Source organism: Bradyrhizobium sacchari, from assembly GCF_002068095.1.
Lineage (GTDB): Bacteria > Pseudomonadota > Alphaproteobacteria > Rhizobiales > Xanthobacteraceae > Bradyrhizobium > Bradyrhizobium sacchari.
On the sequence record NZ_LWIG01000009.1, the window covers coordinates 138,397 to 164,720 of the forward strand.

Here is a 26,324-nt window from a genome sequence, read left to right on the forward strand (position 1 = left end):
CGCCGGTGGAGGCCGGCAGCGACGACAGCCAGCCGCTGGCGCCGGGCATGCTGGCCTCGCATTACGCGCCGCGCGCCGATGTGCGGCTCAATGCGCAAGATGTGGCGCCGGGCGAAGCGCTGCTGGCGTTCGGCCCCGCACGCCTGCCCGGCGTTGATGCTGCGGCGGCTGTCATGAATTTGTCGCCCGCCGGTGATCTCGATGAAGCCGCCGCCAATCTGTTCGGCTATCTTCGCAGCCTGGATGCAAAGAGCCCGCGGGCGATCGCGGTAATGCCGATTCCCGAGGTGGATTTGGGCGAGGCGATCAACGACCGGCTGCGCCGGGCTGCTGTGGCGAGATAAGAGCGAAGAAACGAGACGAGATGAACATCAATAAACCGGCCATCCCTCCGCTTGCGCCCGAGCTGATCGACCAATTCCGCAAGATCGTCGGCGATCGCCACGCGATCACCGATGCGACCGACATCGAGCCTTACGTCACCGAGGAGCGCAATCTGTTCCACGGCCGCTCGCCGCTGGTGCTGCGCCCGGGCTCGACGGCGGAAGTCGCCGCGATCTGCAAGCTCGCCTCGGAGCACAGAATCGCGCTGGTGCCGCAGGGCGGCAACACCGGCCTCGTCGGCGGCCAAACGCCGCACAATGGCGAGGTGGTGGTGTCGCTGCGGCGCCTCGACAAGATCCGCGAGATCGACACCGCCTCCAACACCATGACCTGCGAGGCCGGCGTGGTGCTCCAGGTTGCGCAGCAGAAGGCGTCCGATGTGGACCGGTTGTTTCCGCTGTCCCTGGGCGCTGAAGGCAGCTGCACCATCGGCGGCAATCTCTCCACCAATGCCGGCGGCACCGCGGCGCTTGCCTATGGCGTCGCGCGCGAGATGGCGCTCGGGCTGGAAGTCGTGCTCGCCGACGGGCGCGTGCTCAACGTGCTGTCGAAGCTGAAGAAGGACAACACCGGCTACAATCTGCACAACCTCTTCATCGGCGCGGAAGGCACGCTCGGCATCATCACGGCGGCGACGCTGAAACTGTTTCCGAAGCCACGGGCGGTCGAGACGGCCTATGTCGGGCTGAAATCGCCGGCGGCGGCCCTGAAGCTGCTGACGATCGCGCAGGGCGAAGCCGCCAACGCGCTGACGAGCTTTGAATTGCTCTCGGAGATGGCGGTCGATTTCTCGGTCCGCCACGGCATCGACGTGCGCGATCCGCTTGCCGAGAAGCATCCCTGGTACGTGCTGATGGAATTGTCTTCTCCCGGTGACGACGCCCGCACGCCGTTGGAGACGATCCTCGGCCGCGCCATGGAGGAGGAGATCGTCGACGATGCCGTGATCGCGGCGAGCCTCGCCCAGCGCAACAATTTCTGGAAGCTGCGCGAGGAGATGTCGGCGGCGCAGAAGCCGGAGGGCGGCTCGATCAAGCACGACATCTCGGTGCCCGTCGCAGCGGTGCCGGCGTTCATCGAGGAGGCGAACGCCGCCGTGGTCAAGCTGATCCCGGGCGCGCGGCCGGTGCCGTTCGGCCACCTCGGCGACGGCAATCTGCACTACAATGTCAGCCAGCCGATCGGCGCCGACACGGCCGACTTTCTGGCGCGCTGGCACGAGATGAACGCCGTGGTGTTCGAGATCGTGCTGCGCATGGGCGGCTCGATCTCGGCCGAGCACGGCATCGGCGTGCTCAAGCGCGACGAGCTGCCCGAGGTGAAGGACAAGACCGCGATCGAGCTGATGCGACAGATCAAGGCGATGCTCGACCCGCTCGGCATCATGAATCCGGGGAAGGTGCTGTGAGTGCTCTTGCGATCGACTTGATCAAGGATGCCGACGTCGAGACCGTCGTGGCGCTGTGGCAGCGCTGCGGCCTGACGCGTCCCTGGAACGACCCGCATGCCGACATTGCGCTGGCGCGGCGGCGCGACAATTCGACCGTGCTGATCGGCCGCGACGGCCGCGTCATCGTCGCCACCGTCATGGTCGGCCATGACGGCCATCGCGGCTGGGTCTATTACGTCGCGGTCGATCCCGACAGCCAGAAGCGCGGTTACGGTCGCGTGATCATGGCGGCGGCGGAGGACTGGCTGCGGAGTGCCGGCATCGCAAAACTGCAGCTCCTGGTCCGGCGCGAGAATGCGCAGGCCAATGCGTTCTACGGCTCGCTGGGCTTCGAGCTGTCCACCTCGGTGATGTACCAGAAGTGGCTCGACGGCCGCACGACCACGCCAAGCAACTGAGATCGAGCCAATGACCATTTCCGACCGCGTCCGCATCAAGGACGTCCGCGTGCTCTCGGACAACTGGACGCCGCTGAAGACCACGACGTTCGAGTACCGGCGCGCCGATGGCACGTGGCAGACGCAGCACCGCGAGACCTATGAGCGCGACAACGCCGCCGCCGTGCTGCCCTACAACATGGCCCGGCGCACGGTGATCCTGGTGAAGCAGTTCCGCCTGCCGGCGTTCATTCGCGGCTACGACGACCTCCTGATCGAGGCGGCGGCCGGCGTGCTGGACAATGCTTCGCCCGAGGAGCGCATCCGTGCCGAGGCCGAGGAGGAAACCGGCTATCGCCTGCATCACGTCCACAAGGTGTTCGAGGCCTTCATGAGCCCCGGCGCCATCACCGAGAAGCTGCATTTCTTCGTCGCCGAATACGAGCCCGAGATGCGCGTCAGCGACGGCGGCGGCCTGGAGCACGAGGGCGAGGATATCGAGGTGCTGGAGCTCTCCATCGACGAAGCGCTGGCGATGATCGCCGACGGCCGCATCATCGACGCGAAGGCGATCATGCTGCTGCAATACGTGGCGCTGCATGTGTTCCGGTAGGTGACGTGTGAGCTGCCCTCTTCCCTTCTCCCCTTGTGGGAGAAGGTGGCGCAGCGCCGGATGAGGGTATCTCTCGGCAAACTCCTGAGTACCCCTCACCCGTCTCGCCGCTTCGCGGCGAGCCACCCTCTCCCACAAGGGGAGAGGGTAAGACTGCGGCGCTCTTCCTACCTGGTTGCAACTCTGACCTGCGCCGCCGCTCCCCCCCGTTGAGCAAGCCCAAAACTATCTCTAGTCTGTCGCCAACCAAGAACCTGGAGACGCCGCCCCATGTCCGCTCCGCGCGACGACGAATTCGGCTTTGCGCCCGACTATGACTCTCCCGTCCCCTACATGCAGCGCACCCGCGATTATTACGCGGCGATCGGCTACACCACGCCGTACCGCTGGGCGCATTACACCGAGGCGCCGTTCGAGGCGCTGAAGAAGCCGCTGGCAAAGTCGCGCGTCACCATCATCACCACCGCGGCGCCCTACGATCCCGCCAAGGGCGACCAGGGGCCGGGCGCGGCCTATAACGGCAGCGCGAAGTTCTATCAGGTCTATGACGGCGACACGTCGCAACAGCACGACCTTCGCATCTCCCACATCGGCTACGACCGCAAGCACACCGCGGCGACCGACAGCGGCACCTGGTTCCCGCTGCCGCAGCTGCTGAAAGCGTCCGCCGCCGGACGCATCGGCGAAGTGGCACCTCGCTTCTTCGGCGCGCCGACCAACCGCAGCCATCGCGTCACGCTCGATACCGACGCGCCGGAGATCCTGGCGCGCTGCCTCACTGATGCGGTCGATGTCGCGGTGCTGGTGCCGAACTGCCCGGTGTGCCACCAGACCACCGCGCTGGTGGCACGGCACCTCGAGCGGAACGGCATTCCGACCGTGATCATGGGCTGCGCCAAGGACATCATCGAGCACGCGGCGGTGCCGCGCTTCTTGTTCTCGGACTTCCCGCTCGGCAATTCCGCCGGCAAGCCGCACGACGTCGCCTCGCAGGCACAGACGCTGGAGCTGGCCTTGAGGCTGCTTGAGACCGCGAGCGGCCCGCAGACCACGATGCAATCGCCGCTGCGCTGGAGCGAGGACGCTTCCTGGAAGCTCGACTACAACAACGTCGCGCAGCTCTCACCGGAAGAGCTCGCACGCCGCCGCGCCGAATTCGACAAGCAGAAGGAGATCGCGCGCGGCAACCGCGCCGCCTGACGTCCTCCAATAACAACAACCATCGGGAGAGAGACGTGACGCGACCGTTCGAGGGCGTGAAGGTCCTGGATTTTACGCAAGTGCTGGCCGGGCCCTATGCGAGCTACCAGCTTGCACTCCTTGGCGCCGACGTCATCAAGGTCGAGCGGCGCGAGGGCGAGGACATGCGCCGCACGCCACTCTCCCGCGAATGGGCCGAGCGCGGGCTGGCGCCGGCGTTCCAGGCCATCAACGGCAACAAGCGCAGCCTGACGCTCGATCTGCAGAAGCCCGATGCGATCGCGATCGTGAAGAAGCTCGCCGCGTCCGTCGACGTCGTCATGGAGAATTTTCGCCCCGGCGTGATGGACAAGCTCGGCATCGGCTATGAGGCGCTGTCCGCGATCAATCCGAAGCTGATCTATTGCGCGGTGTCAGGTTTTGGCCAGACCGGGCCGGATCGCCTGCGGCCGGGCTATGACGGCAAGATGCAGGCGCTGTCCGGCATCATGGCGATCACCGGCCACCCCGAGACGGGCCCGACGCGCGCCGGCTTTGCCGTGTGCGACGTGCTCTCGGGCGCCACCGCCGCGTTCGGCGTATCGAGCGCGCTGTACCAGCGCGATCGCACCGGCAAGGGACAATTCATCGACGTCTCCATGCTGGAGGCAACGCTGGCGTTCCTCTCGGGGCAAATCGCGGACTGGTCGGTTGCGGGCCATCGCCAGCAGCTATCGGGCAACCAGGCGGTGAGCCGGAGAACGACCGCGAACCTGTTCAAATGCGGCGACGGCCATATCCTGCTCGCCGTCAACAACGAGAAGCAGTACCGCGCGCTGATGTCCACGCTGGGCCGCGAGGACACGCTCTCCGATCCGCGTTTTGCGGATTGGTTTTCGCGCAACGAGAACGAGGGCGCGCTGCGCGCCATCATCGAGGAGGCGCTCGCCGCAAAGCCTGCGCGCGAATGGGAAACGATCCTCGAAGACGCCGGCGCCCCCTGCGCCAGCATCTGGAAGGTCGAAGAGGTCATCGACCATCCGCAAGTGAAGGCCCGCGGCGCGATCCAGGAGCTCGACACGCCCTACGGCCGCCTGCGCTTTGCCGGCAGCGGATTCAAGCTCGCCCATGGCGGCGGCAAGCTCGATCGCATGGCGCCGGAGCTGGGGGCGGACACCGATGCGGTGCTCGGCGAACTCGGTTTCGATGCGGCGGAGATCGCCGCGCTGAGGGCAAGGGAGATCGTGTGAACCTCCGCTGCCGTACAAGCGCCAGCGCAGATCCGGGACGACGGCGGAGTGGGTGGTGCACCGCAGCTAAAACAACGATCCCTGCCCGTCATCTGACGACGCCGCCGCGACCTTCCGCACCACCTTCCTCGGCTTCGGCGCCTCCGCCTCCATCTCCTCCGCGCTGATCGGCAACAGCAGCTGCTCATCGTCATTGGCGACGCGGTTGACGCGGGTGGAGACGGGGTGCCAGGCGAACTCGCCGATGGGCGGGGGCCGCATCAGCGGCAGGATCGCATCGACCTCATCGCCGCGGCTATCGAGCCAGCGCTCGAAATCGCGTGGGCTGATGGTGACAGGCACACGGTCGTGCAGCGCGGCGAGGTCCTCGCCCGCCGCCGCCGTGACGATCGCGACCGTGTCGAGTTCCTCGCCGTTCGGCCCGACCCAGGTCTCGAACACCGCGGCAAAGCCGAGCGGCTCACCGTCGGCGCGGTGGATGAAGAACGGCTGCTTGCGGCCGCCGTCCGACTTCCACTCATAGTAGCCGTCGGCCGGGATCAGGCCGCGCCGCCGGCGTATGGCCTTCTTGAACGCGGGCTTCTCCAGCACCGTCTCGGAGCGGGCATTGATCAGCAACGTAAATCCGCGGGGGTCCTTGACCCACGACGGCAAAAGGCCCCAGCGCATCAGGCGGAAATGGCGCGCGCCATTCTCGACTAAAACAACCGGAATCGGTTGCGTCGGGGCGACATTGTACCGAGGCGGGAAATTCGGCTGCTCGACATAGCCGAACAGTTGCCGCAAAGCCGCGGGGGCCGAAGTTATGACGAAGCGTCCACACATCCTTGGAGGCCTATATAGGGTCCGTTCAGGTCCTTTTAACCCCGAACGTTAACACTGCGGCAGATGAGCTCAACGGCCACCCAACCCGCGCGGACGCATGTACAGACGGGCCCCGAGGCTGCGGCCTGGGCCGAACGGCTGCGCGTGGCCAATATCAACCCGCGAACCGGGCTTGCCACCGACTATCTCAACCATTTCAATGAAGCCGTGATGCTGCTTGAAATGGTCCCTGACATGCCGGAATGCGCCGAAGACTTTTTGACCTGGTCGCCGCTGTCCTATGCCGAGCATTTCACGGCGTCGAACTTCAAGGCGCGGGACCTCGCGATCGAGGCCTATGAGAAGGCCGATCCCAACGTGCGCGCCCAGTTCGACCACATCACGGACACCATGACCTCGATCCTGACCGCAGTCGGCTCGGCCATGCGCGAGGTCGAGAAGGACTCGACCCGCGTGCGGCTCGCCGAGCAGGCCACCCTCTGGGTCAAGCCGCTGATCGCCGCCTGCGGCGGCATCATCAATGGCGGGGCGGAAGCTGACGTCGACACCATCATGTCGAACTAGCGCCGTGTCCGCGGTCGACCAGCCCAGTCATCCCCAGATCGCGGTCAGTGCCGCGATTTTCCGCGACGGCAAGGTGCTGCTGACCCGCCGCGCCCGCTCGCCCGCAAAAGGGTTCTATTCCCTGCCCGGCGGCCGGGTCGAATTCGGCGAATCGCTGCACCAGGCGCTCAAGCGCGAGGTCGACGAGGAAACCGGGCTGAATATCGAGGTCATCGGCCTTGCTGGCTGGCGCGAGGTGCTGCCGGCCGCGCCCGGCGCCGGCCACTATTTGATCATGTCCTTTGCCGCCCGCTGGGCGGCCCGGGAGCCGGTCCTGAACGACGAGCTCGACGATTACCGCTGGGTCGCCCCGGACGCCCTGGCGAGCCTTGGCGACCTCAAGCTGACCGGGGGGCTGGAGGAGGTCATCCAGTCCGCTCGCCGCCTGATCGGGGCCTGACGGCCCGCCTTGCGCCCGCCGTCCCGAGGGGGCATACAGCCGCCGATGTCGACGCGATTTCTGGCCATTTTCGCCCTGATTCTCGCCTGCGCCTGCCCGCTCGCCCGGGCCCAGGACGCGGCAGCGCCGTTTGACGGCGAATTGCAGCGGCTGGCGGAGATCCTGGGCGGTCTGCACTACCTGCGCGGCATCTGCGGGTCCAACGAAGGCAACAAATGGCGCAGCGAAATGCAGGCGCTGATCGACGCCGAAACCCCGTCCGGAGAACGCCGCACCCGCATGATCGCCGGCTTCAACCGCGGCTATAACGGCTTCCAGCAGACCTACCGGAGCTGCACGCCGGCCGCGACGGTCGCGATCCGCCGCTATATCGAGGAAGGCTCGAAGATCTCGCGCGATCTCACCGCGCGCTACGCGAACTGAGGTTCTCTCGTCATTCCGGGGCGTGCGCAGCGCGAGCCCGGAATCCATCTCACCACAGAGATCACCGCACGATGGATTCCGGGCTCGCGACTTCGTCGCGCCCCGGAATGACACGTGGTGGAACCCTGTCATCGAGTTTGTTCACAGCCGTTAACCGTTCCTAAAGATGTGGCCTAGCGGGCGTTAATACGCGTGCTACACCTCTCCTGCAGCGCATCGCCGTGGATCGCGCCCCAGCCTTGTCGAGTTTCATGAGCCAGCCGATTTCCTACGCCCCCGCCCGCGCGCCGCTGCCCGATCACGAGCAGAAGCAGGCCGCGCTGAGCTATCTCAACGAGGCCTGGGCCGAAGCGCGCCATGACGGTGTCGATGGTGATTGCCTGGCGCAGGCGAGCCTGTTCGCCGCATTCGCCGAGCTCGTCGGCACCTATGGCGAGGACGCGGTGGCGAAATTCGTGGAGGGCTTTCCCGGCCGCATTCGCAACGGCGAATTCTCGGTCGGCATCTCCAGGCAATAAGCCCTTCATCAAAAATGACCCCGCCAGGCGGGCGGGGCCAGTCGACGGATGAATGACTTTGCGACGGGGTCTCGACGACAAGGTCACGAAGTCTGCCGCCTTTATCGCACGGAAGTGGCTTGCCGCGGACAAGCATTAGTCTCGCAATGACCGGGAGATCTTCCCGCCGGGAGCGGGAAAGCGGTCCCTCCTGCGTCACGGCTCGATCTTGAGCGTCGCTTTCATGTTGGGATGATAGCGGCAGTAATACTCGACCGTTCCTGCCTTCTTCAGCACTGATGTCGCCGACTTCTTCGGCGGCAGCGTCACGTCGAAATCGCCGTTCTTGGCGGTGGCGGTGTGGGCGAAGACGTCCTTGTTGACCCAGGTGATGGTATCGCCGACCTTCGCCGATACATCAGCCGGAGCGATCACGAGATTCTCCATCGTGATCTCTATCGTCGCGGCGCGCGCCGGGACGACCATCGACAGGAAGGCGAGCGCGATCGGAGCGAGGCGTCCCGGCATCATCCCACGCCCCTATTTCAGCTCGGCCGCGACATGCTCGGCGTGCTGCTGATGGCCCCGGAAGACCTTCAGGCCGGTCTGCAACAGGTCCTTCAGCTCCGCATTGCTGGCCGACGGGATGAGCTGGGTCTCCAGCGCGCTGTTGACCGCCTTGTGATAGGCGACCTCGTTGGCGACATAGGCCTTGTCGAACGCCGCGCCGCTCAGCTTGTCGAGCTCAGCCAGCTTGTCGCTGGCCTGCTTCGACAGCGCCTTGCTGGTATCGTTGTCTTCAGGCGTGACGTTCAGCTTCTTGACCAGCGCCAGCGCCTGCTTGTTGACCGCTTCATGGTCGCGCAGCATGTCCTCGGCAAACGCCTTCACATCCTTGTTCTTCGCTTTCTTCTGTGCCTGCTTGGCAGCGTTGATGTCAATCACACCGGCGGTGTAGGCGATGTGGGCGATCTGCGGATCGGTCGGCTTTTCGGCGGCGCTGGCGCCTTGCAGCGCGGGATTCGACAGCAGAATTGCCGCGGCGACCGCCGCGCTCCAACGGATGAACATGGTTTGACACTCCTGTGCTGCCGGACGTTTTGCCGGCGCGTTGCTTCACAGGCATTGGATGGGCGTTTCGCGCAAACGTTCCCGAGAAAATTTCAGCCGCCGACACCGAGCCGCTTCAGCACCGCTTCGGTCAGGCGCTCGCAGCGCCAGCCGGCAAACGGGAAGGCGTCCATCATCACCGGGCCGATCTCCTTCTCGACATTCTCGCGCAGCATGGTTCGGGCGCGGTGCAGCCGCGTCTTCACGGTCTCGGGCTTCACGCCGAGCAGATCGGCGGTCTCCTCGATGTTCATGCCTTCCATGACGCGCGCGACGAACACCGTGCGAAAAACATCCGGCAACCGGTCGATGGCACGTTCGACGACGCGCTGGATTTCACGTTGGGCCATGGTCCTTTCCGGATCGCCTGGAGGGGAAACGGGGAATTTGATGATCTGCACCTCGAGCGCGGCTTCGGACACCGAGCCGAGCTCGAGATGCGGCCTCGCGCTACGCGCCCGGCCAAGCGCCTCGTTGATGGCGATGCGCGACAGCCAGGTCGACAGGCTGGACTCACCGCGGAAGCCGTCGAGATGGGTGAAGGCGCGCACATAGGTGTCCTGCACCACGTCCTCGGCTTCGCTGTCGCTACGCAGTATCGCGCGCGCGAGGCGGTATAGTCTGCGGTTGTTGGCCTGCATGATCCCGCGCAGCGCGGCCTCGTCATGGCCCCGCGCGCGGTCGATCAGTTCGGCTTCCGATGACCGGATTTCTGATGCCCTGGCGCCGGCGGCGGTCCCTTGCATGGCGGTTACCTGCTCGTTTCGTGTCGGTCCAGCCATTGGATGCAGGCCAGGGCAAAAGGTTCCTGACTTTCTTACCCTCCCCCTGGAGGGTAAGAAAGCTCGGCTAACCCGTCTCGATCGGCAGCGAGGGGTCCCTCGCCCATTCGCCCATCGAGCCGTCGTACAGCGTCAGCTTGTCGTAGCCGAGCTGCGTCAGCAGCAAGAGGTCGATCGTCGCGGAGATGCCGCCGCCGCAATAGCAGATCACGGTCTTGTCGCGCGTGACGCCCTGGGCAACGAACTTTGCTTCGGCGTCTGCAAGTGTCGTCAGCGTCTTGTCGGCGTTGACGAGCGTTGCGGCTGATACGTTGACGCTGCCGGGCACGCGACCGGGCCGGCCGTAACGACTGGGCTCGAGGCCGCGGTGAAATTGCGGTCCAAGCGCATTGACGATCACGGTCGAGGGATCATCGATCCGCGCCTTCACGACATCCTTGTCGACGAAGAAGCCGGCGCGCGGCGCTGACTTGAACATCGTGGCCGGATAGCCCTTCGGTGCACCTGTCTCAATCGGCCGCCCCTCCTCCTTCCATTTGTCGAATCCCCCGTCGAGCACCTGCGCATCGACGCCGAGGGAGCGCAGCATCCACCAGAACCGCGTCGCCCACATCATGGTGCCGATGCTGTAGAGCACGATCGTCGTGGACGCATCGAGGCCGTGGCGGCCGAAGGCAGCCTCGAGCTGGGGCACATCAGGCATCATGTAGAGCGGTCGCGCAGAGGTGTCGGAGAACTCGCCTTGCAGGTCGAGGAAATCGGCACCGGGAATGTGGCCGGCCGCGAACATCTTGTCGCCGGGCACCGCGCGATAGGGCACGTCGCTGCCCGGCGGCACCGGCTCGTTGTAGGTCGTGCAGTCGTAGAGGCGGAGGCTGGGATCGCCGAGGATCACGGCGAGCTGCTCGGTGGTGATGAGGGGTTGAGTCATGCATGCTCTCCCATGCTTCTCCACCTCGTCCTGGCGAAAAGCCAGGACCCAGGGAGGAGTTTGGCGAAGGCTAGCAGTTAATCCGTTCGCCGGTAGTGCGACCGTCCAGCACAGATAGATTCCGCGGTATGGCTCCTGGCCTTCGCCAGGACGACACCGAATGTGAAACGTGCTTGTACCGCCTAGCGACCAGACCCCCTACTGCTTCAGCGTCTCCAGAAACCGCACCGGCTCGCCTTGCGAGGGCGTCACCAGCTCGCCCTGCCACATCACGCGGCGGCCGCGGATGAAGGTGCCGACGGGCCAGCCGGTGACGCGAACGCCGTCATAGGGCGTCCAGCCGGCTTTCGACGCCACCCATTTGTTGGTGATGGTTTCGCTGCGCTTGAGGTCGACGATGGTAAAGTCGGCGTCGTAGCCCGCGGCGATGCGGCCCTTGCAGGCCATGTTGTAAAGGCGCGCGGGGCCGGCGCTGGTGAGATCGACGAGGCGGGCGAGCGACAGGCGGCCGGCATTGACGTGGTCGAGCATCAGCGGCACCAGCGTCTGCACGCCCGTCATGCCGGAGGGCGAGGCCGGATAGGTCTTCTGCTTCTCTTCCAGCGTGTGTGGCGCGTGGTCGGAGCCAAGCACGTCGATGATGCCCTGCTCGATGCCGCGCCAGATGCCGGCGCGGTGATCGGCCCCGCGCACCGGCGGGTTCATCTGCGCGAGCGTGCCGAGCCGCTCGTAGCACTCGGGCGCGACCAGGGTGAGATGATGCGGCGTCGCCTCGCAGGAGGCGACATCCTTGTGGTCGCGCAGAAACTCGATCTCTTCCTTGGTCGAGATGTGCAGCACGTGGATACGCTTGCCCGTCTCGCGCGCGAGCTTGACCAGGCGCTGCGTCGCCATCAGCGCCGCGGTCTCGTCGCGCCAGACCGGATGCGAGCGCGGATCGCCCTCGATGCGCAGCGGCTTGCGCTCGTTGAGACGATACTCGTCCTCGGCATGGAAGGCGGCACGGCGACGGATCACCTGGAAGATGCGGCGCAGGCTCTCGTCGTCCTCCACCAGCAGCGCGCCGGTGGACGAGCCGATGAACACTTTGACGCCGGCGCAGCCCGGTGCGCGCTCGAGCACCGGCAGATCCTGCACGTTCTCGCGGGTGCCGCCGATGAAGAAGGCGAAATCGCAATGCATGCGGTGATGGGCGCGCTTCACCTTGTCGGTGAAGGTGGCTTCCGTCACCGTGAGCGGCGACGTGTTCGGCATCTCGAACACCGCGGTGACGCCGCCCATCACGGCGCTGCGCGAGCCGGTCTCGAGGTCTTCCTTCTGCTCCAGCCCGGGCTCGCGGAAATGCACCTGCGTATCCATCACGCCGGGCAGGATGTGCAGGCCCTTGCAGTCAATCACCTCCGCGGCGGCGGCCTGCGAGAGCGACCCCAGCTCCGCGATACGACCGCCCGTGATGCCGACATCGCGAACACCCTCGCCGTCCTGGTTGACGACGGTGCCGCCCTTGAGAATCACATCGAAACGCTGGGTCATGGGGCCTCTCTCATCCCCAAGCGCAGGGCTCGAGGTCTTGTCGTTTATGCCTTGGGGGCTTACGTTCCGGAGCAACATGTCGCAAGAGATTTTCGCATGAAATCAGCGTTTCTTCCCGACCGGAGCGTGGTCAAGGTCGCGGGCGAGGATGCGCGCAACTTCCTCAACGGCCTGATCACGACCGATGTCGACAGGCTGAAGCCGGGCCAGGGGCGATTCGGCGCGCTGCTGACACCGCAGGGCAAGATCATCGCCGATTTCCTGATCACTGAGGTGCCCGCAGGCCATGGCGGTGGGTTCCTGATCGACTGCCCGAAGGCGCTGGCGGACAGCCTCGCCACCAAGCTGAAATTCTACAAGCTGCGCGCCAAGGTCACGGTGGAAAACCTCGATCTCGGTGTGCTCGCCGCCTGGGACGGCCAGCCTGCGGCGCAACCTGACCTTGCCTTCGCCGATCCGCGCAACGGCGAGCTCGGCACCCGCATCCTGATCCCCGAGGATCTCAAGCAGAAGCTGTCCGATCTGATCGGCGCCGAGCTGGTTGACGCGGCCGACTATGAGGCGCACCGCATTGCGCTCGGCGTGCCGCGCGGCGGGCTCGACTTCATGTACAGCGATGCGTTCCCGCACGAAACCAACATGGACCGGCTTGCCGGCGTCGATTTCGACAAGGGCTGCTATGTCGGCCAGGAGGTCGTCTCGCGCATGCAGCATCGCGGCACCGCGCGCACGCGCAGCGTCAAGGTGCTGCTCGATGACGTCTCGCCGGAAGTCGGCGTCAGCGTGATGGCCGGCGACAAGCCGGTCGGCACGATGGGCTCGTCGGCACAAGGCAAGGGCATTGCTCTGGTGCGCATCGACCGTGTCGCCGACGCGCTCGATGCCGGCCAGCCGCTCACGGCGGGCGGCCTTGCCCTGACGCTCGCCGAACCTGAAATCGTCCGCATTCCAGCCAAGCAGCCCATCGCATGAGCCGTGCTCCCCGCCTGCATTCCGACGGCCTGACCCGCTGCCCCTGGCCCGGCGAGGATCCGCTCTATGTCGCCTATCACGACACTGAATGGGGCGTGCCTGAATATGACGATCGCGCGCTCTACGAGAAGCTGATCCTCGACGGTTTTCAGGCCGGCCTGTCCTGGATCACGATCTTGCGCAAGCGCGACAATTTCCGCAAGGCCTTCGACGATTTCCAGCCGGAGAAGATCGCACGCTACAATGCGAAGAAAGTCCATGCGCTGATGAACGATGCCGGCATCGTGCGCAACCGCGCCAAGATCGACGGCGCGATCCTGAGCGCGAAGTCCTATCTCGACATCATGGAGAAGGGCCCGGGCTTCTCGAAGCTGCTGTGGGACTTCATGGGCGGCAAGCCCAAGGTCAACCACTTCAAGACCTCCGCAAGCGTGCCCGCCTCGACGCCGCTGTCGGTGCAGATCTCCAAGGAGCTGTCGTCCCGCGGCTTCAAGTTCGTCGGCCCGACCATTGTCTACGCCTTCATGCAGGCGACCGGCATGGTCAACGACCATCTCGTCGACTGCCATTGCCACGCGACCTGCGGCAAGACGCAGCGCAAGCCGCGCCTCAAGGCCAAATGACGGTGAAGAAAACCGCGCGTGATGCGCAATCCCGTGCCTGGCAGCGCATGCTGTCGGGCCGGCGGCTCGACCTGCTCGATCCCTCCCCGCTCGATGTCGAGATCGCCGACATCGCGCATGGTCTCGCGCGCGTGGCGCGCTGGAACGGGCAGACCACCGGCGCCCACATCTTCTCGGTCGCACAGCACACGCTGCTGGTGGAAACCGTGCTTCGGCACGAGATGCCGCGCGTGGACCAGCGCATGCGGCTCGCCGCACTGCTGCATGATGCGCCCGAATATGTGATCGGCGACATGATCTCGCCGTTCAAGGCGGTGCTCGACGGCCATTACAAGGCGGTGGAGAAGCGCCTGCTCGGAGCCATCCACATCCGCTTCGGCCTGCCGCCGGTGCTGGCGGACGAGATCACGCAGGCCATCAAGGCCGCCGATCGTGGCGCGGCTTATCTCGAGGCGACCGAGCTCGCCGGCTTCAGCGACGCGGAGGCCAAGCGCCTGTTCGGCAAGGATCCCGGCCTTTCCGACAGCGTCCGGCGCGACTACTTGACGCCCTGGACCGCGGCGCGGGCGGAGAAGCAGTTTCTGGAGCGGTTCGGCGCGGTGTTCGCGTAGGTCCTGTAGGGGGCTGGTGACGCTGCTAGCTCCGCCGTCGTCCCGGCCTGGTGCCAATTGCGCACGCACGACCATGTGGGTGCTTTGCCCACCCTGCGGCCGCGGCTATAATCAGCGGCAAAAAGGTCCGCTATGATCCACGTCTGTTCCCTCGCCGCGCTTCCCGAAACCGTCCGCCTCACCAAGGCCAGCCACGTGCTGACCGTGATGGCCAATGTCGAGCAGGTGGCGCGGCCGGTATCGGTGCTGCCGGCCAACCATCTCAAGGTGTCGATGGACGACATCACCGAGGAGATGGACGGCTTCGTCGCGCCGTCGGAGACGCACATCGAGCAGGTGCTGAACTTCGTGCGTGGCTGGGACCGAGCTGCGCCGCTGGTGGTGCATTGCTATGCCGGCATCAGCCGTTCCACCGCGAGCGCGTTTGCCGCCGTCTGCGCGCTCAATCCGCACCGCGACGAGATCGAGATCGCGAAGAAGATCCGCGCCGCCTCTCCCATCGCCTCGCCGAACCGGCGCATCGTCGGGCTCGCCGACCGCGCGCTCGGGCGCAACGGCCGCATGCTGCGCGCACTCGACGAGATGGGCCCCGGCGCGATGATGGTCGAAGGCCGCCCCTTCGTGATCGAGCTCGAATGACGGCTGCGCGCCAAATCGCAGGTGCGCCCCCTCTCCCGCTAGCGGGAGAGGGTTGGGGAGAGGGTGTCTCTACAACGGGACAGCCCCCTAGAGGAGAAAGCCCTCTCCCGGCGCTACGCGCCGACCTCTCCCGCAAGCGGGAGAGGTTACAGCGAGCCCCCGGAGCGACCGGCTCAACCAACGAAGACATTCTTCTCGCAACAGCCGCGATCTCAGCCGCATGAGCGAGACGCTGCTGACACCGATCGAGATCGGCCTGACCGCCGCGATCGTCGCGATCGAGGACCATGAGCCGCTGATCCTCACCGCGCACAGCAGCGACGGGCTGGCGGGCCTGCCGTTCGGGCCGTTCGATGCGCTGAGCCATCGCACCTTCGAGATCGGCCTGCGCGCCTGGGTCGAGGCGCAGGCGGGCCTGCGGCTCGGCTATGTCGAACAGCTCTACACCTTTGGCGATCGCGGCCGTCATGCCGAGGCCGGCGACACCGGCGCGCACATGGTGTCGATCGGCTATCTCGCGCTCACACGGGCCGCGGGCGGCGAGCTCGCGGCAAATGGCGCCAGCTTCGAGCCCTGGTACCGCTTCCTGCCCTGGGAGGACTGGCGCGAAGAGCCGCCCGCGATCATCGCCCGCGACATCATCCCGGCGCTGACCAAATGGGCCGAAGACGAAACGCCGGAGACGACGCGCGCGCTGCCCCGCAAGGATCGCGTGCGGTTCTATTTCGGGCTCGACGGCGCGCCCTGGGACGAGGAGCGCGTACTCGATCGCTACGAATTGCTGTACGAGGCGGGGCTGATCGAGGAGGCACGGCGCGACGGCCGTCCTGCGGCATTAGCGCGCAAGGCGCTTCCCGCGCTCGGGACCTCGATGCGGTTCGATCATCGCAGGATTCTCGCCACGGCGATCGCGCGGCTGCGCGCAAAACTGAAGTATCGTCCTGTGGTGTTTGAACTTTTGCCCGCCGAGTTCACACTCACGGAATTGCAGCATACGGTGGAGGCAATTTCGGGCCGGCACCTGCACAAGCAGAATTTCCGCCGCCTGGTTGAGACGGAAGCCCTGGTCGAACCGACCGGCGTGATGTCGACACAGACTGGCGGACGGCCGGCAGCGCTCTACCGCTTCCGCCGCGAGGTGCTCCAGGAGCGGCCGGCGCCGGGCTTGCGCGTTCGCTCCCGGCGCTAGATCCTGGGATTTGTGCGATCGGCCCCTGCCCGCCGGTCGCCTGGAGGCTTCATGTTCGACGGCCCGTTTGACGTCTTTGCGCTGATCATTGCGATCATCGCCTTCCTGATCGCGATCAAGGCCTCGAGCCAGTCGACCGAGCTGCGCCGCCGGCTGAACTTGCTCGAAGAGAAGCTTTATGCGCAGCGGCCTGTGCAACCGCCGCCGCTGATGCCCGCGCAGGTGCAGGCTGAAGCGCCCGCGGCGACTGCAGCCGCCGAGCCGCCGCCGCTTGCGCCTGAAGCGGAAACAACACCACCTCCGCTCGTCGCCGAAGAGGTTGCGCCGCCCCCGCGCGAACCGAGCGCGGCGACCGATGCGCCGCCGCCTCCGGTGCCGGCAGCAGAGCCCGGGTTCGAGGAACGCCTCGGCACGCGCTGGGTGGTCTGGATCGGCGGCCTTGCACTGGCGCTCGGCGGCTTCTTCATGGTGCGCTATTCGATCGAGGCCGGCCTCCTCGGGCCCGGCGTGCGCGTGTTCCTCGGCGGCCTGTTCGCAGCCGCGCTGCTGGGCGCCGGCGAATGGACGCGGCGCAAGGAGAGCATCTCCGCCATCGCGGCGCTGCCGATCGCCAACATCCCCGCGATCCTCACCGCGGCCGGCACGGCGGTGGCGTTTGCGACCATCTACGCGGCCTATGCGCTCTACGGCTTCCTCGTGCCCGCCACCGCCTTCGTGCTGCTCGGCATCGTTGCCATGGGCACGCTTGCCGCAGCGCTGCTGCACGGGCCCGCGCTCGCCGGCCTCGGCGTGGTCGGCGCCTTCGTGACGCCTGTCCTCGTCTCCAGCAGCAAGCCGGACTATTGGGCGCTCTACATCTATCTCGCCATCGTCACCGCCGCGAGCTTCGGCCTTGCCCGCATCCGGCTGTGGCGCTGGCTTGCGGTCACGACGATCGCCTTCGCGGTGCTCTGGATCTTCCCGGGTCTCGACGCCGCCGAATTGCAGGTCGCGCCGCACGCCTTCCACGTCATCGCGGGCTTCGTGCTGGCCGCGCTGCTCGTGGTCTGCGGTTTCATGTTCGGCCCGACCATCGAAGACGGCGAGATCGAGCCGATCTCGTCGGGCGCGCTCGGTGCCTATCTGTTCGGAGCGATGCTGGTCGTGCTGTCGAGCGCGCACGCCAATCTCGCGCTGATCGCCTTCACCCTTCTGGTCGGTGCGACGCTGTTCGTGGCCTGGCGCGCACCGGCGGCGACCGGCGCACTCGGCGCGGCTGCTGCGACCGTGTTCATCGTGTTCGCCGAATGGGCGGTGCGCGCCAATCCCGACATGCTGGTGCTGCCGGGCGGCCCGATGCCGGGCGTCGGCCCTGTCGCGACCGACAGCTCGGTGACGCTGCATCTGGTGACCGCCGCGATCTTCGCCGCCGGCTTCGGCGTCGCGGGTTTCTTTGCGCAGGGCCGTTCGAATTCAGCGATCATTCCGGTGGTGTGGTCGGCCGCGGGCGTCGCGACGCCAATCGCCATCCTGGTCGCGCTCTATGCGCGTGTCGCCCATCTCGACCGTTCGATCCCGTTCGCGATTCTTGCCGTGCTGCTCGCCGCCGGCTTTGGCGCCGCGACCGAAGCCCTCACCCGGCGCGAGAGCCGGCCGGGCACCATGATCTCCACCGCGCTGTTCGCGACCGGCACGCTCGGCGCGCTGGCGCTGGCACTGACCTTCGCGCTTGAGAAGGGCTGGCTCACCATCGCGCTCGCGCTGATGTCGCTCGGCACCGCATGGATCTCGATGCAGCGGCCGATCCCGTTCCTGCGCTGGCTCGCCACGATCTTCGCCGCGATCGTCACCGCGCGCATCGCCTACGATCCGCGCATCGTCGGCGATGCCGTCGGCACCACGCCGATCTTCAACTGGCTGCTGTGGGGCTATGGCGTGCCTGCCGCCTCGTTCTGGGGCGCGAGCATCTTCTTGCGCCGCCGCGCCGACGATGCGCCGCTGCGCATCGTGGAGACCGGCGCGATCCTGTTCACCGCGCTGCTCGCCTTCATGGAAATCCGCCATTTCGCCACCGGCGGCCAGATGACGTCCACGCCCTCGCTGCTCGAATGCGCGCTGCAGGTCTGCGTGATGCTCGCCATGGCGATCGGGCTGGAGCGGTTGAGGCTTCGCAGCCGCAGCATCGTCCACAATGTCGGCGCGGTCGTGCTGACGGCGATGGCAGGCCTCATCAGCATCTTCGGGCTGCTGATCCTGGAGAATCCCCTGCTGTGGCACATCGACGTCGGCGGAGCGGTGTTCAACCTGCTGCTGCTCGGCTATGCGCTGCCGGCGGTGCTGATGCTGCTGTTGTCCTACGCGGTGGTCGGCGAGCGCGGCAAGGTCTACGCCAACACCATCGCCGGCGGCGCACTGGTGTTCGCGCTGGCCTATGTCACGCTGGAGATCCGCCGCTTCTATCACGGCCCGATCCTCTCCACCGGGCCGACGACGGGCGCCGAGCAATACACCTATTCGATCGGCTGGCTCGCCTTCGGCGTGGTGCTGCTCGGGGTCGGCATTCTCGTCAACTCGGAGCGGGCGCGGCTGGCGTCCGCTGCCGTCATCGCGCTGACGATCCTGAAGGCCTTCGTCATCGACATGTCGACGCTGACAGGCGTCTACCGCGCGCTGTCGTTCATGTGCCTCGGCGTCGTGCTGGTCGCGATCGGCTGGCTCTACCAGCGCATCCTGTTCCGGCGGCAGGCCTCGCCGGCGCCGGCGCCGCAGACCGGCAGCTAAGCGTCACGGCGATGTTCTCACCTCTCCCCGGCGGGGAGAGGTGAAGTAAGAACGCGCCGCGCTTCTAGGCCGCGCGGACCGATTCCAGGAACTGCGCCACTTCGACCTTGAGACGCGTGCTGTCGGTCGCCAGCGATTTCGCCGCCGACAGCACCTCGGTCGAGGCCTCGCCGGTTTCGATCGCGCCGCGCTGCACGTCGGTGATGTTGGAGGAGACCTCCTGCGTGCCGAGCGAGGCCTGCTGGACGTTGCGCGAGATCTCCTGCGTCGCCGCGCCCTGCTGCTCGACGGCGGCGGCAATCGCCGCGGACACTTCGGACAGCCGTTCGATTGTGCCGCCGATCTCCTGGATCGCGCTGACGGATTCCTCCGTCGCGGCCTGGATGCCGGACACCTGCGCTCCGATCTCGCCGGTCGCCTTCGCGGTCTGCTCGGCCAGCGCCTTGACTTCGGAGGCGACGACCGCGAAGCCGCGGCCGGCTTCGCCCGCGCGCGCCGCCTCGATGGTGGCGTTCAGCGCCAGCAGATTGGTCTGACCCGCGATGGTGTTGATGAGCTCGACGACGTCGCCGATGCGGGAGGCCGCCTGCGACAACGCGTTGACGCGCTCGTTGGTCCGCGCCGCCTGCTCGACCGCTTCCGCTGCCATCCGCGCCGAATCCTGCACGCGGCGGCTGATCTCGGTGATGGAGGACGACAGCTCTTCCGAGGCCGAGGCGACCGCCTGGACGTTGGTGGAGGCTTCCTCGGACGCCGCCGCGACGACGGTGGCGAGCTCCTTGCCGCGCTGCGCGGTGCTCGTCAGCGTCGACGCCGACGCCTCGAGCTCGGTCGAAGCCGAGGAGACGGTGCCGACGACTTCGCCGATCATCGCCTCGAACTTGCGCGTGATGGCATCGACGCGGCGGCCGCGCTCGATCTTGGCTTCGGCATCGAGCCTGGCCGCCTCGTCGGCGGCCCGCTTGGCGATCAGCGCCTCCTTGAAGATCTGCAGCGCATCCGCCATCGATCCGATCTCGGTCTTCTCGCCGCGATGCGGCACCTCGGCCGAGAGGTCGCCCTCGCCGAGCGCCTGCATCGGCTTGATGATCGAAGCAATGCCACGCGAAACATCACGCACGAGATAATAGGCCGCGCCGATCGCGATCACGACCGAGAACACGATGATGCCGACCAGGACGCGGAAGATCAGGGCATAGCTGGCGGCCGCCTGCTTCGTCTCCAGCTCGGCGCCGCTGTTGTTGAGTTCGATGCCTTTTTGGAGCAGCGGATCGGCCGCCTGGGCCATCTTCGCCACCTTGGTCTGCAACATTTCATTGGCTTCGGTCGGGAAACGGCCGACGCTCTTGCGCGACAACGCCATCACCTCCTGCACGCCGTTCAGGTACTCGGCCCACGCCTTGGACCACTGCTCATAGAGCGAGCGCTCCTCGGACGAGTTGATCAGGGGCTCGTAGACCTTGCGTGTCTGCTCGATGCGCCCCTGCAGTGAGGCGAGCCGCTTCTCGGCAGCGTCCTTGCCCTCGGCGCTGTCCTGCATCAGGTGCAGACGGAGCGCGACGCGCAGCTCGTTGATGTCGGCGCGAAGCGAACCGAGGGCGCGAACGCTCGGCAGCCAGCTTTCAGCGATCTCGACGGTGTGCGCGTTGATGTTCTGCATCGTGCCGATCGCCGTCACGCCGACGCCGGCGAGCGAGAGAACGAGAACTGACAGCACGGTCAGAAGCTTGAAGACGATCGACAACTTCGACATCACACAATCCCGGTGAGACCTAGCAACGCACGAATGACCGGCGCCGCAATCATCGCAACGGACGACAGGGCGGAAGTCAGTTCATCAATGCCGGCTGATTTTTATCCCGTCAGATTGCGCCAATAGTTGCAAACAGGCGTTAACAGGAACCTAGTAAAACTACGGGACCGCCGCAGCCGTCGTTATTTTTCCTGCAACCATCTGTTGCAGCCGAGCCGGGCTCCCGAGCCGCGAATTATCGCACCGCAACATCCGAACGGCACGACCGACGACGTCACGCTGCCCGCACCGAGTCCAGGAAGCGCGCGACCTCGCCTTTCAGCCGGTTGCTCTCTCGCGACAGCGACTGCGCCGCCGAATGCACCTGCGCCGAAGCCGCGCCGGTCTCGCCGGCGCCGCGCTGGACATCGCCGATATTCGCCGAGACCTCGCAGGTGCCTTGCGCGGCATGCTGGATGTTGCGGGAAATTTCCTGCGTCGCGGCGCCCTGCTCCTCTACCGCGGCGGCGATGGTCGACGAGATCTCAGACATCCGCGCGATGGTGTCGCCGATCTCCTTGATCGCCCCAACGGAGTCGTCCGTCGCGGTCTGGATCGAGCCGATGTGCTGGCTGATCTCGCCGGTGGCCTTCGCCGTCTGCTCGGCGAGCGCCTTCACTTCGGTTGCGACCACGGCAAATCCCTTGCCGGCTTCCCCCGCCCGCGCCGCCTCGATCGTGGCGTTCAGTGCCAGAAGGTTGGTCTGGGCGGCGATGGTGTTGATCAGCTCGACCACGTCGCCGATGCGGCTTGCCGCCTTCGTCAATTCGGCAACGCGCGCGTTGGTGCGCTCGGCCTGTCCGACCGCGACGTCGGCGACGCGCGCCGATTCCTGCACCTGCCGGCTGATCTCGGAGATCGAGCTCGTCATCTCCTCGCTCGCCGATGACACCGACTGCACGTTGGCGGACGCCTCCTCCGAGGCCGCGGCAACAGCGCTCGCAAGTCCGTTGCCGCGTTCGGCGGCCTGCGTCAGCGTGTTGGAGGAGGCCTCGAGCTCAGTTGCCGCCGACGACACGGTCTCGATGATCTCGCCGACCGCGCCTTCGAACGTGTCGGCGAGCCGCCGCATCTCGGCCTTGCGCTGTTCGCGACCGCGCGCATCCGCTTCCGACTGTTCAAGGCGCAGCCGCTCGGTCTCGGCCATGCTGGTCCTGAACACCTCGACGGCGCCGGCCATCTCGCCGATCTCGTCCCTGCGACCGACGCCGGGAACGGAGATCGAGAGCTCGCCGCGTGCAAGCCGCGTCATCGCACCGACCATGGCACCGAGCGCCTTCGAGATCGAACGTCCGAGCAGAAAGCCGGTCACGGCGAGCACGACGACGGTGATGCCGAAGGCCGCGGCCATCCACATGCGCACGACCTCACGGGTCGCGGCCTCGGCCGCGTCAGCCTGCTTGTACATGGCATCGACGGCGGTCCGCACCTTGGCCATCACGGGCTCGATTTCGCGAAAGCTATTCATCATGGCGGCGTCGAGAGCCGCACTCTGCTGTGCGGTCTCGGCCCAGGCCGCGAACTCAGCCTGGTATTTCTGGAGCTTGGCGGTGATGTCGTTCATCGCCGCCGTGGGAATCGCGACAACCTCTATCGCCTTGGAGAATTCAACCCCGGCCTTCTTCACTTCGGCAAGGTATTTGGGATCGCGCCGTAGCATGAAGTCCTTCTCGTGCCGGCGCATCATCAGCATCCAGGTCGTCGTCCTGGGATCGTCGATCTCCTTGAGCTTGGCCTCGATGTCGTGCACCGCGCCACGAAGCGAGCCGGACAGACCGAGCGTCTCGTTCAACCCGAGCCTGGTCTCGGCCGCCACCAGTGCGGCGAAGTCGGACGCGTAGCGCTTGAAGCCGTCCTGGGCCTGCTTCATTGTCCCCGACAGTGAGCTCATGCCGGCGGCCGTCATCAGCCGCTCCATCTCGTCGAAATCGCGGTTGATCGGCCCGATCAGCTCAGCATGCGCCTTGGCGTAGCTTTCGGCGCGCCGCCGCTGGAAGTCCTTCTCGTTGCGGCGCGCCTCCAGCATCTCGATCGAAAGCTGCTTGTCGAGATCGGCGATGGCACGGGCGCGACTGGCAATGTCGCGGGAAGCATCCTGGGACAGGCTGCCGACCTCGTAGATCGCGCCGAAGGCGACGAGACCGATGAGGCCGAAAAGTCCGATCGCCATGACCTTGTGGGTCAGGCGGATGGCAGGGCCGCTCATGAATGTGCTCCAAAGAATCGAGACGCAATACGAAGAGGGCGGCTCATCGCCCGGAATATTGCGGGCATCATGACTGCGTCGCTTTTCCGGAAAGTTAACCCTGCGCCGCGTTGTTCGCGGCGGCGCAGCATGCATGCGCGCAACCGNNCCGCCGCGCTGCCACGCGCGGCGGTTGCAGGCCCGAGCTATGGAAGGACGGCCGCCGTCAGGCGGCGCGCACGGTGCCGAGGAACTTGCCGACCTCGAGCTTGAGGCGGTTGCTGTCGCAGGAGAGCGACTGTGCGGCCGAGAGCACCTGCGCGGACGCCGATCCGGTCTCGCTCGCGCCGCGCTGCACGTCGGTGATGTTGGACGACACCTGATGGGTGCCTGCCGCCGCCTGCTGCACGTTGCGGGAAATCTCTTGCGTCGCCGCGCCCTGCTCTTCCACCGCGGCCGCAATCGTCGAGGATATCTCCGACAGCTTTTCGATGGTATCGCTGATGTCCTTGATGGCGCCGACCGAATGCTCGGTCGCGGCCTGGATGCTCGCAATCTGATGACCGATCTCGCCGGTCGCTTTCGCGGTCTGCTCGGCAAGCGCCTTGACCTCGGAGGCGACGACGGCAAAGCCGCGGCCCGCTTCGCCGGCGCGGGCGGCCTCGATGGTCGCATTGAGTGCCAGCAGGTTGGTTTGGCCGGCGATGGTGTTGATCAGCTCGACCACGTCGCCGATGCGCGTCGCCGCCTTGGATAATTCGCTGACGCGCTCGGTCGTGGTGCGGGCCTGCCCGACGGCTTCGCTGGCCACGCGAGCGGATTCCTGCACCTGACGGCTGATCTCCGTGATCGAGGACGACAGCTCTTCGGTGGCCGATGCCACCGACTGCACGTTGGTGGAGGCCTCCTCAGAGGCTGCGGCAACCATGGTCGTGAACTCCTGGCCGCGCTCCGCAGTCGATGTGAGGGTCGATGCCGAGGCTTCCAGCTCGGTTGCGGCCGACGACACGGTATCGACGATCTCGCCAATCGCAGCCTCGAAGCCGTCGGCGAGCTTATGCATCTCGGTCTTGCGCTGCGCGGCTGCCGCCTGGTCCTGCCTGACCTTCGCCTCGGCTTCCTCGCGCGCCTTCTGCTCCGACACGATCTTGAACTTCTCAACGGCCGCAGCGACGCCACCGACCTCGTCCTTGCGGCCGAGACCGGGTAGCACCACCGAGAAATCTCCGCCGGCGAGCTTGTCCATCGCAACGGTGAGCGCGCGGATCGGCCGCGCGATGGTCAGAAATGACGTCAGCCAGGAGCCGACGAGGACGAGCATCGCGATCGCGCCGACGAACATCCCGATCCGCTCGCTGGACGCCATCTCCTGCAGCGAGGCGGCGACCTCCCCTTCAGCCTTGTGCTGGGCAAAATCCGCAATCTCGCTCGTGATCGTATCGAGCTGGGCGGCGAGGGGCAGCGTCACTTCACGCGAGTGGCGTACACCTTCTTCGGAGAGCTTTGCAGCGCCGGCCGCGTCCGTCGCAGCGAGAGCAATGGCCTCGGCGCGAACCGAGGCGTTCTGCTGCGCGCCCTTGAGATAGCTGCCGGACAGACTTTTCAGCTGCTGGATCCGCGCACGATTTTCCTCGGAATGGGACAGCTTGAGCATGGAGTCGGCGATGTCGTTCAGCGCTTTTGATCGGTCGACCAGACCGTCGCCGGCCTTTTGCAGCTCAGCCGAAGTGCCGGCCAGCCGGATATCGCGGACGGCGAGCTGCATGCCGCGCACGGCGAGCTTGGCTTCCACCGCGTCCCGCGCCAACTCGAGCTGCCCGACTACGGCCTTGTTGGAATCCCGCACATAGCCGTTGCCGACGAATTGACTAGTGATGATGCACAGGACCAGGAGGATGCCGAGTGCCGATGCGATGGCCAGCTTTGTTCCGATCCTTAAATTCCGAACGAGGCTCAACATGGGAATTTCCCAAAAGGATGCGCAGCCGAGTCATTGTCGGCGGCCTTGGGCGTTGATCGCTCTTGCCTAAAAGCTCAGCGCCAAGCATTCCAAATTGGTTAACGCAGCCACCGTGCAAATACTGAATTGGTGCGAAAAGACCTTGAAATTCAGCACGGAATGCGAGCTTAACGCGTTAACTACATCCAGGGATGGACCTCGCCTATCGCTGCCCGACCGTCTCGCCGACGATGCTGATTCGGAACACCGGCTCCTTGTTCTCGTCGAGCAGCTCCATGCTCCACTTCGCATTCGGCTTCATGCTGCGGGCGATCCCGCCGAGCAGATTGGCGCAGACTTCGGTCATCTCAGTCCAGGCGGCGGCGCGATCCTCGAACTCGTACGGTTGATCGGCGGCGCCTGAATAGCGACCGGTGCTGATGCGGAAGAAGTACAGCGACATCGTTGAACCCTTGCGTGGGGCCGCGTCCCCCGGCCGTACGCAAGCTGGAACGCGAACAACTACCAACGCATGAAAGCCGCCGTCCGTATGACTACGGCGCGGCGGCCAGGTGTTTGACGAACTTCTTCAACGGTGCGCGGACGGATCTGCGCAGCCGCTTACTGGGTCGAGCGACGCAGCTCCAGCGGGCCCTCGTTCCTGACGGGCTCCGATTTGGCTTCCGACTTCACCGGCTCGATCCGGCTGCTCTCGACACGCGGCGTCTCGACGCGAGCGGCGACTTCCGTGTTCGATGCGCCGACCGACCCGGTGTGCTCCGAGGTGCGTAGCGAACGCGGGCGCGCGACGGCACGCGCCATCAGCATCTGGTTGCCGCCCTGATGGTGGAAGTCGCAATAGGCAAAGCCCATGCCCGACACCGAACCGCGGAAGCTGCGATCGTCGGTTTTTTCCAGGTTGAAACAGGGCTCGAATGGAATGCCCTTGATCGAGGCGCAGACGTTCTGGCCGCGGATCTGGAGGGTGTTGCCAGGCAGGCGAAGGTGTTTCACCGGGCCTGAGCCCGAGAACTGCACGGCGCCGGCGGCACCGAGGTCATCGAGGATACGGCCTGCGCCGCGGGTGCCGTCGAAACAGGTGAAGGCGAATACCTTGCCGGCGACGAAGCGACGCGCCTCGTCGGCATTCATGCTTCCAGCTATGGCCGGCGCAAACGTCGCCGCCGCCGTGACAGCCCCCAACACAATACGCGCAAGCATGCTCAACTCCGAACCAACCCCCGCAGCGGGCGATGC

At 66.0% G+C, this 26,324-nt stretch carries 27 protein-coding genes; 16 read left to right on the top strand and 11 right to left on the bottom strand.

The window, feature by feature from the left end:
• The first annotated feature begins 5 nt into the window (after positions 1-5).
• The 6 genes from A5906_RS46360 (at position 6) to A5906_RS13345 (ending at position 5,253) form a co-directional block, all read left to right on the top strand.
• Complete coding sequence (locus tag A5906_RS46360) at positions 6-344, top strand: Sua5 family C-terminal domain-containing protein (RefSeq protein WP_430642377.1); 339 nt, start codon at positions 6-8, stop codon at positions 342-344.
• A 20-nt stretch (positions 345-364) separates the two neighbouring features.
• A complete protein-coding gene (locus A5906_RS13325; RefSeq protein WP_080135648.1) occupies positions 365-1,792 on the top strand; it encodes an FAD-binding oxidoreductase in 1,428 nt (475 codons plus the stop codon).
• Complete coding sequence (locus A5906_RS13330) at positions 1,789-2,232, top strand: GNAT family acetyltransferase (protein WP_080135649.1); 444 nt, start codon at positions 1,789-1,791, stop codon at positions 2,230-2,232. Before A5906_RS13325 ends, A5906_RS13330 begins: the two co-directional genes overlap by 4 nt.
• A gap of 10 nt (positions 2,233-2,242) precedes the next feature.
• Entirely contained in the window at positions 2,243-2,824 is a 582-nt protein-coding gene (locus A5906_RS13335) for an NUDIX hydrolase (RefSeq protein WP_080135650.1), read from the top strand.
• Between the two features lie 270 nt (positions 2,825-3,094).
• On the top strand, positions 3,095-4,024 hold the full coding sequence (locus tag A5906_RS13340; protein WP_080135651.1) for a glycine reductase: 930 nt from the start codon (positions 3,095-3,097) through the stop codon (positions 4,022-4,024).
• A 35-nt stretch (positions 4,025-4,059) separates the two neighbouring features.
• The gene (locus tag A5906_RS13345; protein WP_080135652.1) at positions 4,060-5,253 is read left to right on the top strand and encodes a CaiB/BaiF CoA transferase family protein; all 1,194 of its coding nucleotides are present in this window, start codon (positions 4,060-4,062) and stop codon (positions 5,251-5,253) included.
• A gap of 66 nt (positions 5,254-5,319) precedes the next feature.
• Here the strand turns inward: A5906_RS13345 and A5906_RS13350 are convergent, their stop codons facing one another.
• Positions 5,320-6,078 (bottom strand): SOS response-associated peptidase, encoded by a 759-nt coding sequence (locus A5906_RS13350; protein WP_080135653.1) that lies wholly within the window; start codon positions 6,076-6,078, stop codon positions 5,320-5,322.
• A 63-nt stretch (positions 6,079-6,141) separates the two neighbouring features.
• On the opposite strand from A5906_RS13350, the gene A5906_RS13355 reads away from it, so the two are divergent.
• From A5906_RS13355 to A5906_RS13370, 4 genes are all read left to right on the top strand, one after another.
• Positions 6,142-6,642, top strand: a complete 501-nt coding sequence (locus tag A5906_RS13355; RefSeq protein ID WP_080135654.1) for a hypothetical protein — start codon at positions 6,142-6,144, stop codon at positions 6,640-6,642.
• 4 nt (positions 6,643-6,646) lie between these two features.
• A complete protein-coding gene (locus A5906_RS13360) occupies positions 6,647-7,081 on the top strand; it encodes an NUDIX hydrolase (protein WP_080135655.1) in 435 nt (144 codons plus the stop codon).
• Positions 7,082-7,126: 45 nt separating this feature from the next.
• A complete protein-coding gene (locus A5906_RS13365) occupies positions 7,127-7,504 on the top strand; it encodes a TIGR02301 family protein (RefSeq protein WP_080135656.1) in 378 nt (125 codons plus the stop codon).
• A gap of 251 nt (positions 7,505-7,755) precedes the next feature.
• A complete protein-coding gene (locus tag A5906_RS13370) occupies positions 7,756-8,022 on the top strand; it encodes a hypothetical protein (RefSeq protein WP_024341552.1) in 267 nt (88 codons plus the stop codon).
• Between the two features lie 195 nt (positions 8,023-8,217).
• On the opposite strand, the gene A5906_RS13375 is transcribed toward A5906_RS13370, so the two are convergent.
• From A5906_RS13375 to A5906_RS13395, 5 genes are all read right to left on the bottom strand, one after another.
• The gene (locus tag A5906_RS13375) at positions 8,218-8,532 is read right to left on the bottom strand and encodes a cupredoxin domain-containing protein (RefSeq protein ID WP_136615197.1); all 315 of its coding nucleotides are present in this window, start codon (positions 8,530-8,532) and stop codon (positions 8,218-8,220) included.
• 9 nt (positions 8,533-8,541) lie between these two features.
• The gene (locus A5906_RS13380; RefSeq protein ID WP_080135657.1) at positions 8,542-9,072 is read right to left on the bottom strand and encodes a DUF4142 domain-containing protein; all 531 of its coding nucleotides are present in this window, start codon (positions 9,070-9,072) and stop codon (positions 8,542-8,544) included.
• A 92-nt stretch (positions 9,073-9,164) separates the two neighbouring features.
• Positions 9,165-9,857 (bottom strand): RNA polymerase sigma factor, encoded by a 693-nt coding sequence (locus A5906_RS13385; RefSeq protein WP_245326717.1) that lies wholly within the window; start codon positions 9,855-9,857, stop codon positions 9,165-9,167.
• Between the two features lie 103 nt (positions 9,858-9,960).
• Positions 9,961-10,824, bottom strand: a complete 864-nt coding sequence (locus A5906_RS13390; protein ID WP_080135659.1) for a sulfurtransferase — start codon at positions 10,822-10,824, stop codon at positions 9,961-9,963.
• Between the two features lie 198 nt (positions 10,825-11,022).
• Positions 11,023-12,357: a dihydroorotase gene (locus tag A5906_RS13395; protein WP_080135660.1), complete on the bottom strand. Its 1,335-nt coding sequence runs from the start codon at positions 12,355-12,357 to the stop codon at positions 11,023-11,025.
• Positions 12,358-12,453: 96 nt separating this feature from the next.
• Between A5906_RS13395 and ygfZ the strand changes: the two genes are divergently transcribed.
• The 6 genes from ygfZ to A5906_RS13430 all read left to right on the top strand — a co-directional run bounded on the left by ygfZ (position 12,454) and on the right by A5906_RS13430 (position 19,151).
• Positions 12,454-13,329: a CAF17-like 4Fe-4S cluster assembly/insertion protein YgfZ gene (ygfZ, locus tag A5906_RS13400; RefSeq protein WP_080135661.1), complete on the top strand. Its 876-nt coding sequence runs from the start codon at positions 12,454-12,456 to the stop codon at positions 13,327-13,329.
• Positions 13,326-13,952: a DNA-3-methyladenine glycosylase I gene (locus A5906_RS13405; protein ID WP_080135662.1), complete on the top strand. Its 627-nt coding sequence runs from the start codon at positions 13,326-13,328 to the stop codon at positions 13,950-13,952. Before ygfZ ends, A5906_RS13405 begins: the two co-directional genes overlap by 4 nt.
• Positions 13,949-14,563 carry a YfbR-like 5'-deoxynucleotidase gene (locus A5906_RS13410; RefSeq protein WP_080135663.1) on the top strand — a complete coding sequence of 205 codons (615 nt, stop codon included), beginning with the start codon at positions 13,949-13,951 and terminating at the stop codon, positions 14,561-14,563. Before A5906_RS13405 ends, A5906_RS13410 begins: the two co-directional genes overlap by 4 nt.
• A gap of 132 nt (positions 14,564-14,695) precedes the next feature.
• Complete coding sequence (locus A5906_RS13415; RefSeq protein ID WP_080135664.1) at positions 14,696-15,202, top strand: tyrosine phosphatase family protein; 507 nt, start codon at positions 14,696-14,698, stop codon at positions 15,200-15,202.
• A gap of 220 nt (positions 15,203-15,422) precedes the next feature.
• Positions 15,423-16,391 (top strand): NUDIX hydrolase, encoded by a 969-nt coding sequence (locus tag A5906_RS13425; RefSeq protein WP_080135666.1) that lies wholly within the window; start codon positions 15,423-15,425, stop codon positions 16,389-16,391.
• Between the two features lie 51 nt (positions 16,392-16,442).
• Positions 16,443-19,151: a DUF2339 domain-containing protein gene (locus tag A5906_RS13430; RefSeq protein ID WP_080135667.1), complete on the top strand. Its 2,709-nt coding sequence runs from the start codon at positions 16,443-16,445 to the stop codon at positions 19,149-19,151.
• A 64-nt stretch (positions 19,152-19,215) separates the two neighbouring features.
• Here A5906_RS13430 and A5906_RS13435 read toward each other — a convergent pair whose 3' ends face one another.
• The 5 genes from A5906_RS13435 to A5906_RS13455 all read right to left on the bottom strand — a co-directional run bounded on the left by A5906_RS13435 (position 19,216) and on the right by A5906_RS13455 (position 26,288).
• On the bottom strand, positions 19,216-20,904 hold the full coding sequence (locus A5906_RS13435; protein ID WP_080135668.1) for a methyl-accepting chemotaxis protein: 1,689 nt from the start codon (positions 20,902-20,904) through the stop codon (positions 19,216-19,218).
• Between the two features lie 274 nt (positions 20,905-21,178).
• The gene (locus A5906_RS13440; RefSeq protein WP_080135669.1) at positions 21,179-23,149 is read right to left on the bottom strand and encodes a methyl-accepting chemotaxis protein; all 1,971 of its coding nucleotides are present in this window, start codon (positions 23,147-23,149) and stop codon (positions 21,179-21,181) included.
• Positions 23,150-23,354: 205 nt separating this feature from the next.
• A complete protein-coding gene (locus A5906_RS13445) occupies positions 23,355-25,088 on the bottom strand; it encodes a methyl-accepting chemotaxis protein (protein ID WP_080135670.1) in 1,734 nt (577 codons plus the stop codon).
• 202 nt (positions 25,089-25,290) lie between these two features.
• The gene (locus A5906_RS13450) at positions 25,291-25,530 is read right to left on the bottom strand and encodes a DUF6894 family protein (RefSeq protein ID WP_080135671.1); all 240 of its coding nucleotides are present in this window, start codon (positions 25,528-25,530) and stop codon (positions 25,291-25,293) included.
• 158 nt (positions 25,531-25,688) lie between these two features.
• Positions 25,689-26,288 (bottom strand): hypothetical protein, encoded by a 600-nt coding sequence (locus A5906_RS13455; protein ID WP_080135672.1) that lies wholly within the window; start codon positions 26,286-26,288, stop codon positions 25,689-25,691.
• Positions 26,289-26,324 lie beyond the last annotated feature (36 nt).

Excerpts from the sequence above, each read along its gene's own strand:
- A5906_RS13450 (WP_080135671.1), bottom strand. The coding sequence starts at position 25,530 with ATGTCGCTGTACTTCTTCCGCATCAGCACCGGTCGCTATTCAGGCGCC.
- A5906_RS13370 (WP_024341552.1), top strand. The coding sequence starts at position 7,756 with ATGAGCCAGCCGATTTCCTACGCCCCCGCCCGCGCGCCGCTGCCCGAT.
- A5906_RS13365 (WP_080135656.1), top strand. The coding sequence starts at position 7,127 with ATGTCGACGCGATTTCTGGCCATTTTCGCCCTGATTCTCGCCTGCGCC.
- A5906_RS13340 (WP_080135651.1), top strand. The coding sequence starts at position 3,095 with ATGTCCGCTCCGCGCGACGACGAATTCGGCTTTGCGCCCGACTATGAC.
- A5906_RS13435 (WP_080135668.1), bottom strand. The coding sequence starts at position 20,904 with ATGTCGAAGTTGTCGATCGTCTTCAAGCTTCTGACCGTGCTGTCAGTT.
- A5906_RS13440 (WP_080135669.1), bottom strand. The coding sequence starts at position 23,149 with ATGAGCGGCCCTGCCATCCGCCTGACCCACAAGGTCATGGCGATCGGA.
- A5906_RS13375 (WP_136615197.1), bottom strand. The coding sequence starts at position 8,532 with ATGATGCCGGGACGCCTCGCTCCGATCGCGCTCGCCTTCCTGTCGATG.
- A5906_RS13335 (WP_080135650.1), top strand. The coding sequence starts at position 2,243 with ATGACCATTTCCGACCGCGTCCGCATCAAGGACGTCCGCGTGCTCTCG.
- A5906_RS13380 (WP_080135657.1), bottom strand. The coding sequence starts at position 9,072 with ATGTTCATCCGTTGGAGCGCGGCGGTCGCCGCGGCAATTCTGCTGTCG.
- A5906_RS13410 (WP_080135663.1), top strand. The coding sequence starts at position 13,949 with ATGACGGTGAAGAAAACCGCGCGTGATGCGCAATCCCGTGCCTGGCAG.
- A5906_RS13390 (WP_080135659.1), bottom strand. The coding sequence starts at position 10,824 with ATGACTCAACCCCTCATCACCACCGAGCAGCTCGCCGTGATCCTCGGC.
- A5906_RS13430 (WP_080135667.1), top strand. The coding sequence starts at position 16,443 with ATGTTCGACGGCCCGTTTGACGTCTTTGCGCTGATCATTGCGATCATC.
- ygfZ (WP_080135661.1), top strand. The coding sequence starts at position 12,454 with ATGAAATCAGCGTTTCTTCCCGACCGGAGCGTGGTCAAGGTCGCGGGC.
- A5906_RS13350 (WP_080135653.1), bottom strand. The coding sequence starts at position 6,078 with ATGTGTGGACGCTTCGTCATAACTTCGGCCCCCGCGGCTTTGCGGCAA.
- A5906_RS13445 (WP_080135670.1), bottom strand. The coding sequence starts at position 25,088 with ATGTTGAGCCTCGTTCGGAATTTAAGGATCGGAACAAAGCTGGCCATC.
- A5906_RS13455 (WP_080135672.1), bottom strand. The coding sequence starts at position 26,288 with ATGCTTGCGCGTATTGTGTTGGGGGCTGTCACGGCGGCGGCGACGTTT.
- A5906_RS13425 (WP_080135666.1), top strand. The coding sequence starts at position 15,423 with ATGAGCGAGACGCTGCTGACACCGATCGAGATCGGCCTGACCGCCGCG.
- A5906_RS13355 (WP_080135654.1), top strand. The coding sequence starts at position 6,142 with ATGAGCTCAACGGCCACCCAACCCGCGCGGACGCATGTACAGACGGGC.
- A5906_RS13385 (WP_245326717.1), bottom strand. The coding sequence starts at position 9,857 with ATGCAAGGGACCGCCGCCGGCGCCAGGGCATCAGAAATCCGGTCATCG.
- A5906_RS13325 (WP_080135648.1), top strand. The coding sequence starts at position 365 with ATGAACATCAATAAACCGGCCATCCCTCCGCTTGCGCCCGAGCTGATC.
- A5906_RS13395 (WP_080135660.1), bottom strand. The coding sequence starts at position 12,357 with ATGACCCAGCGTTTCGATGTGATTCTCAAGGGCGGCACCGTCGTCAAC.
- A5906_RS13405 (WP_080135662.1), top strand. The coding sequence starts at position 13,326 with ATGAGCCGTGCTCCCCGCCTGCATTCCGACGGCCTGACCCGCTGCCCC.
- A5906_RS13415 (WP_080135664.1), top strand. The coding sequence starts at position 14,696 with ATGATCCACGTCTGTTCCCTCGCCGCGCTTCCCGAAACCGTCCGCCTC.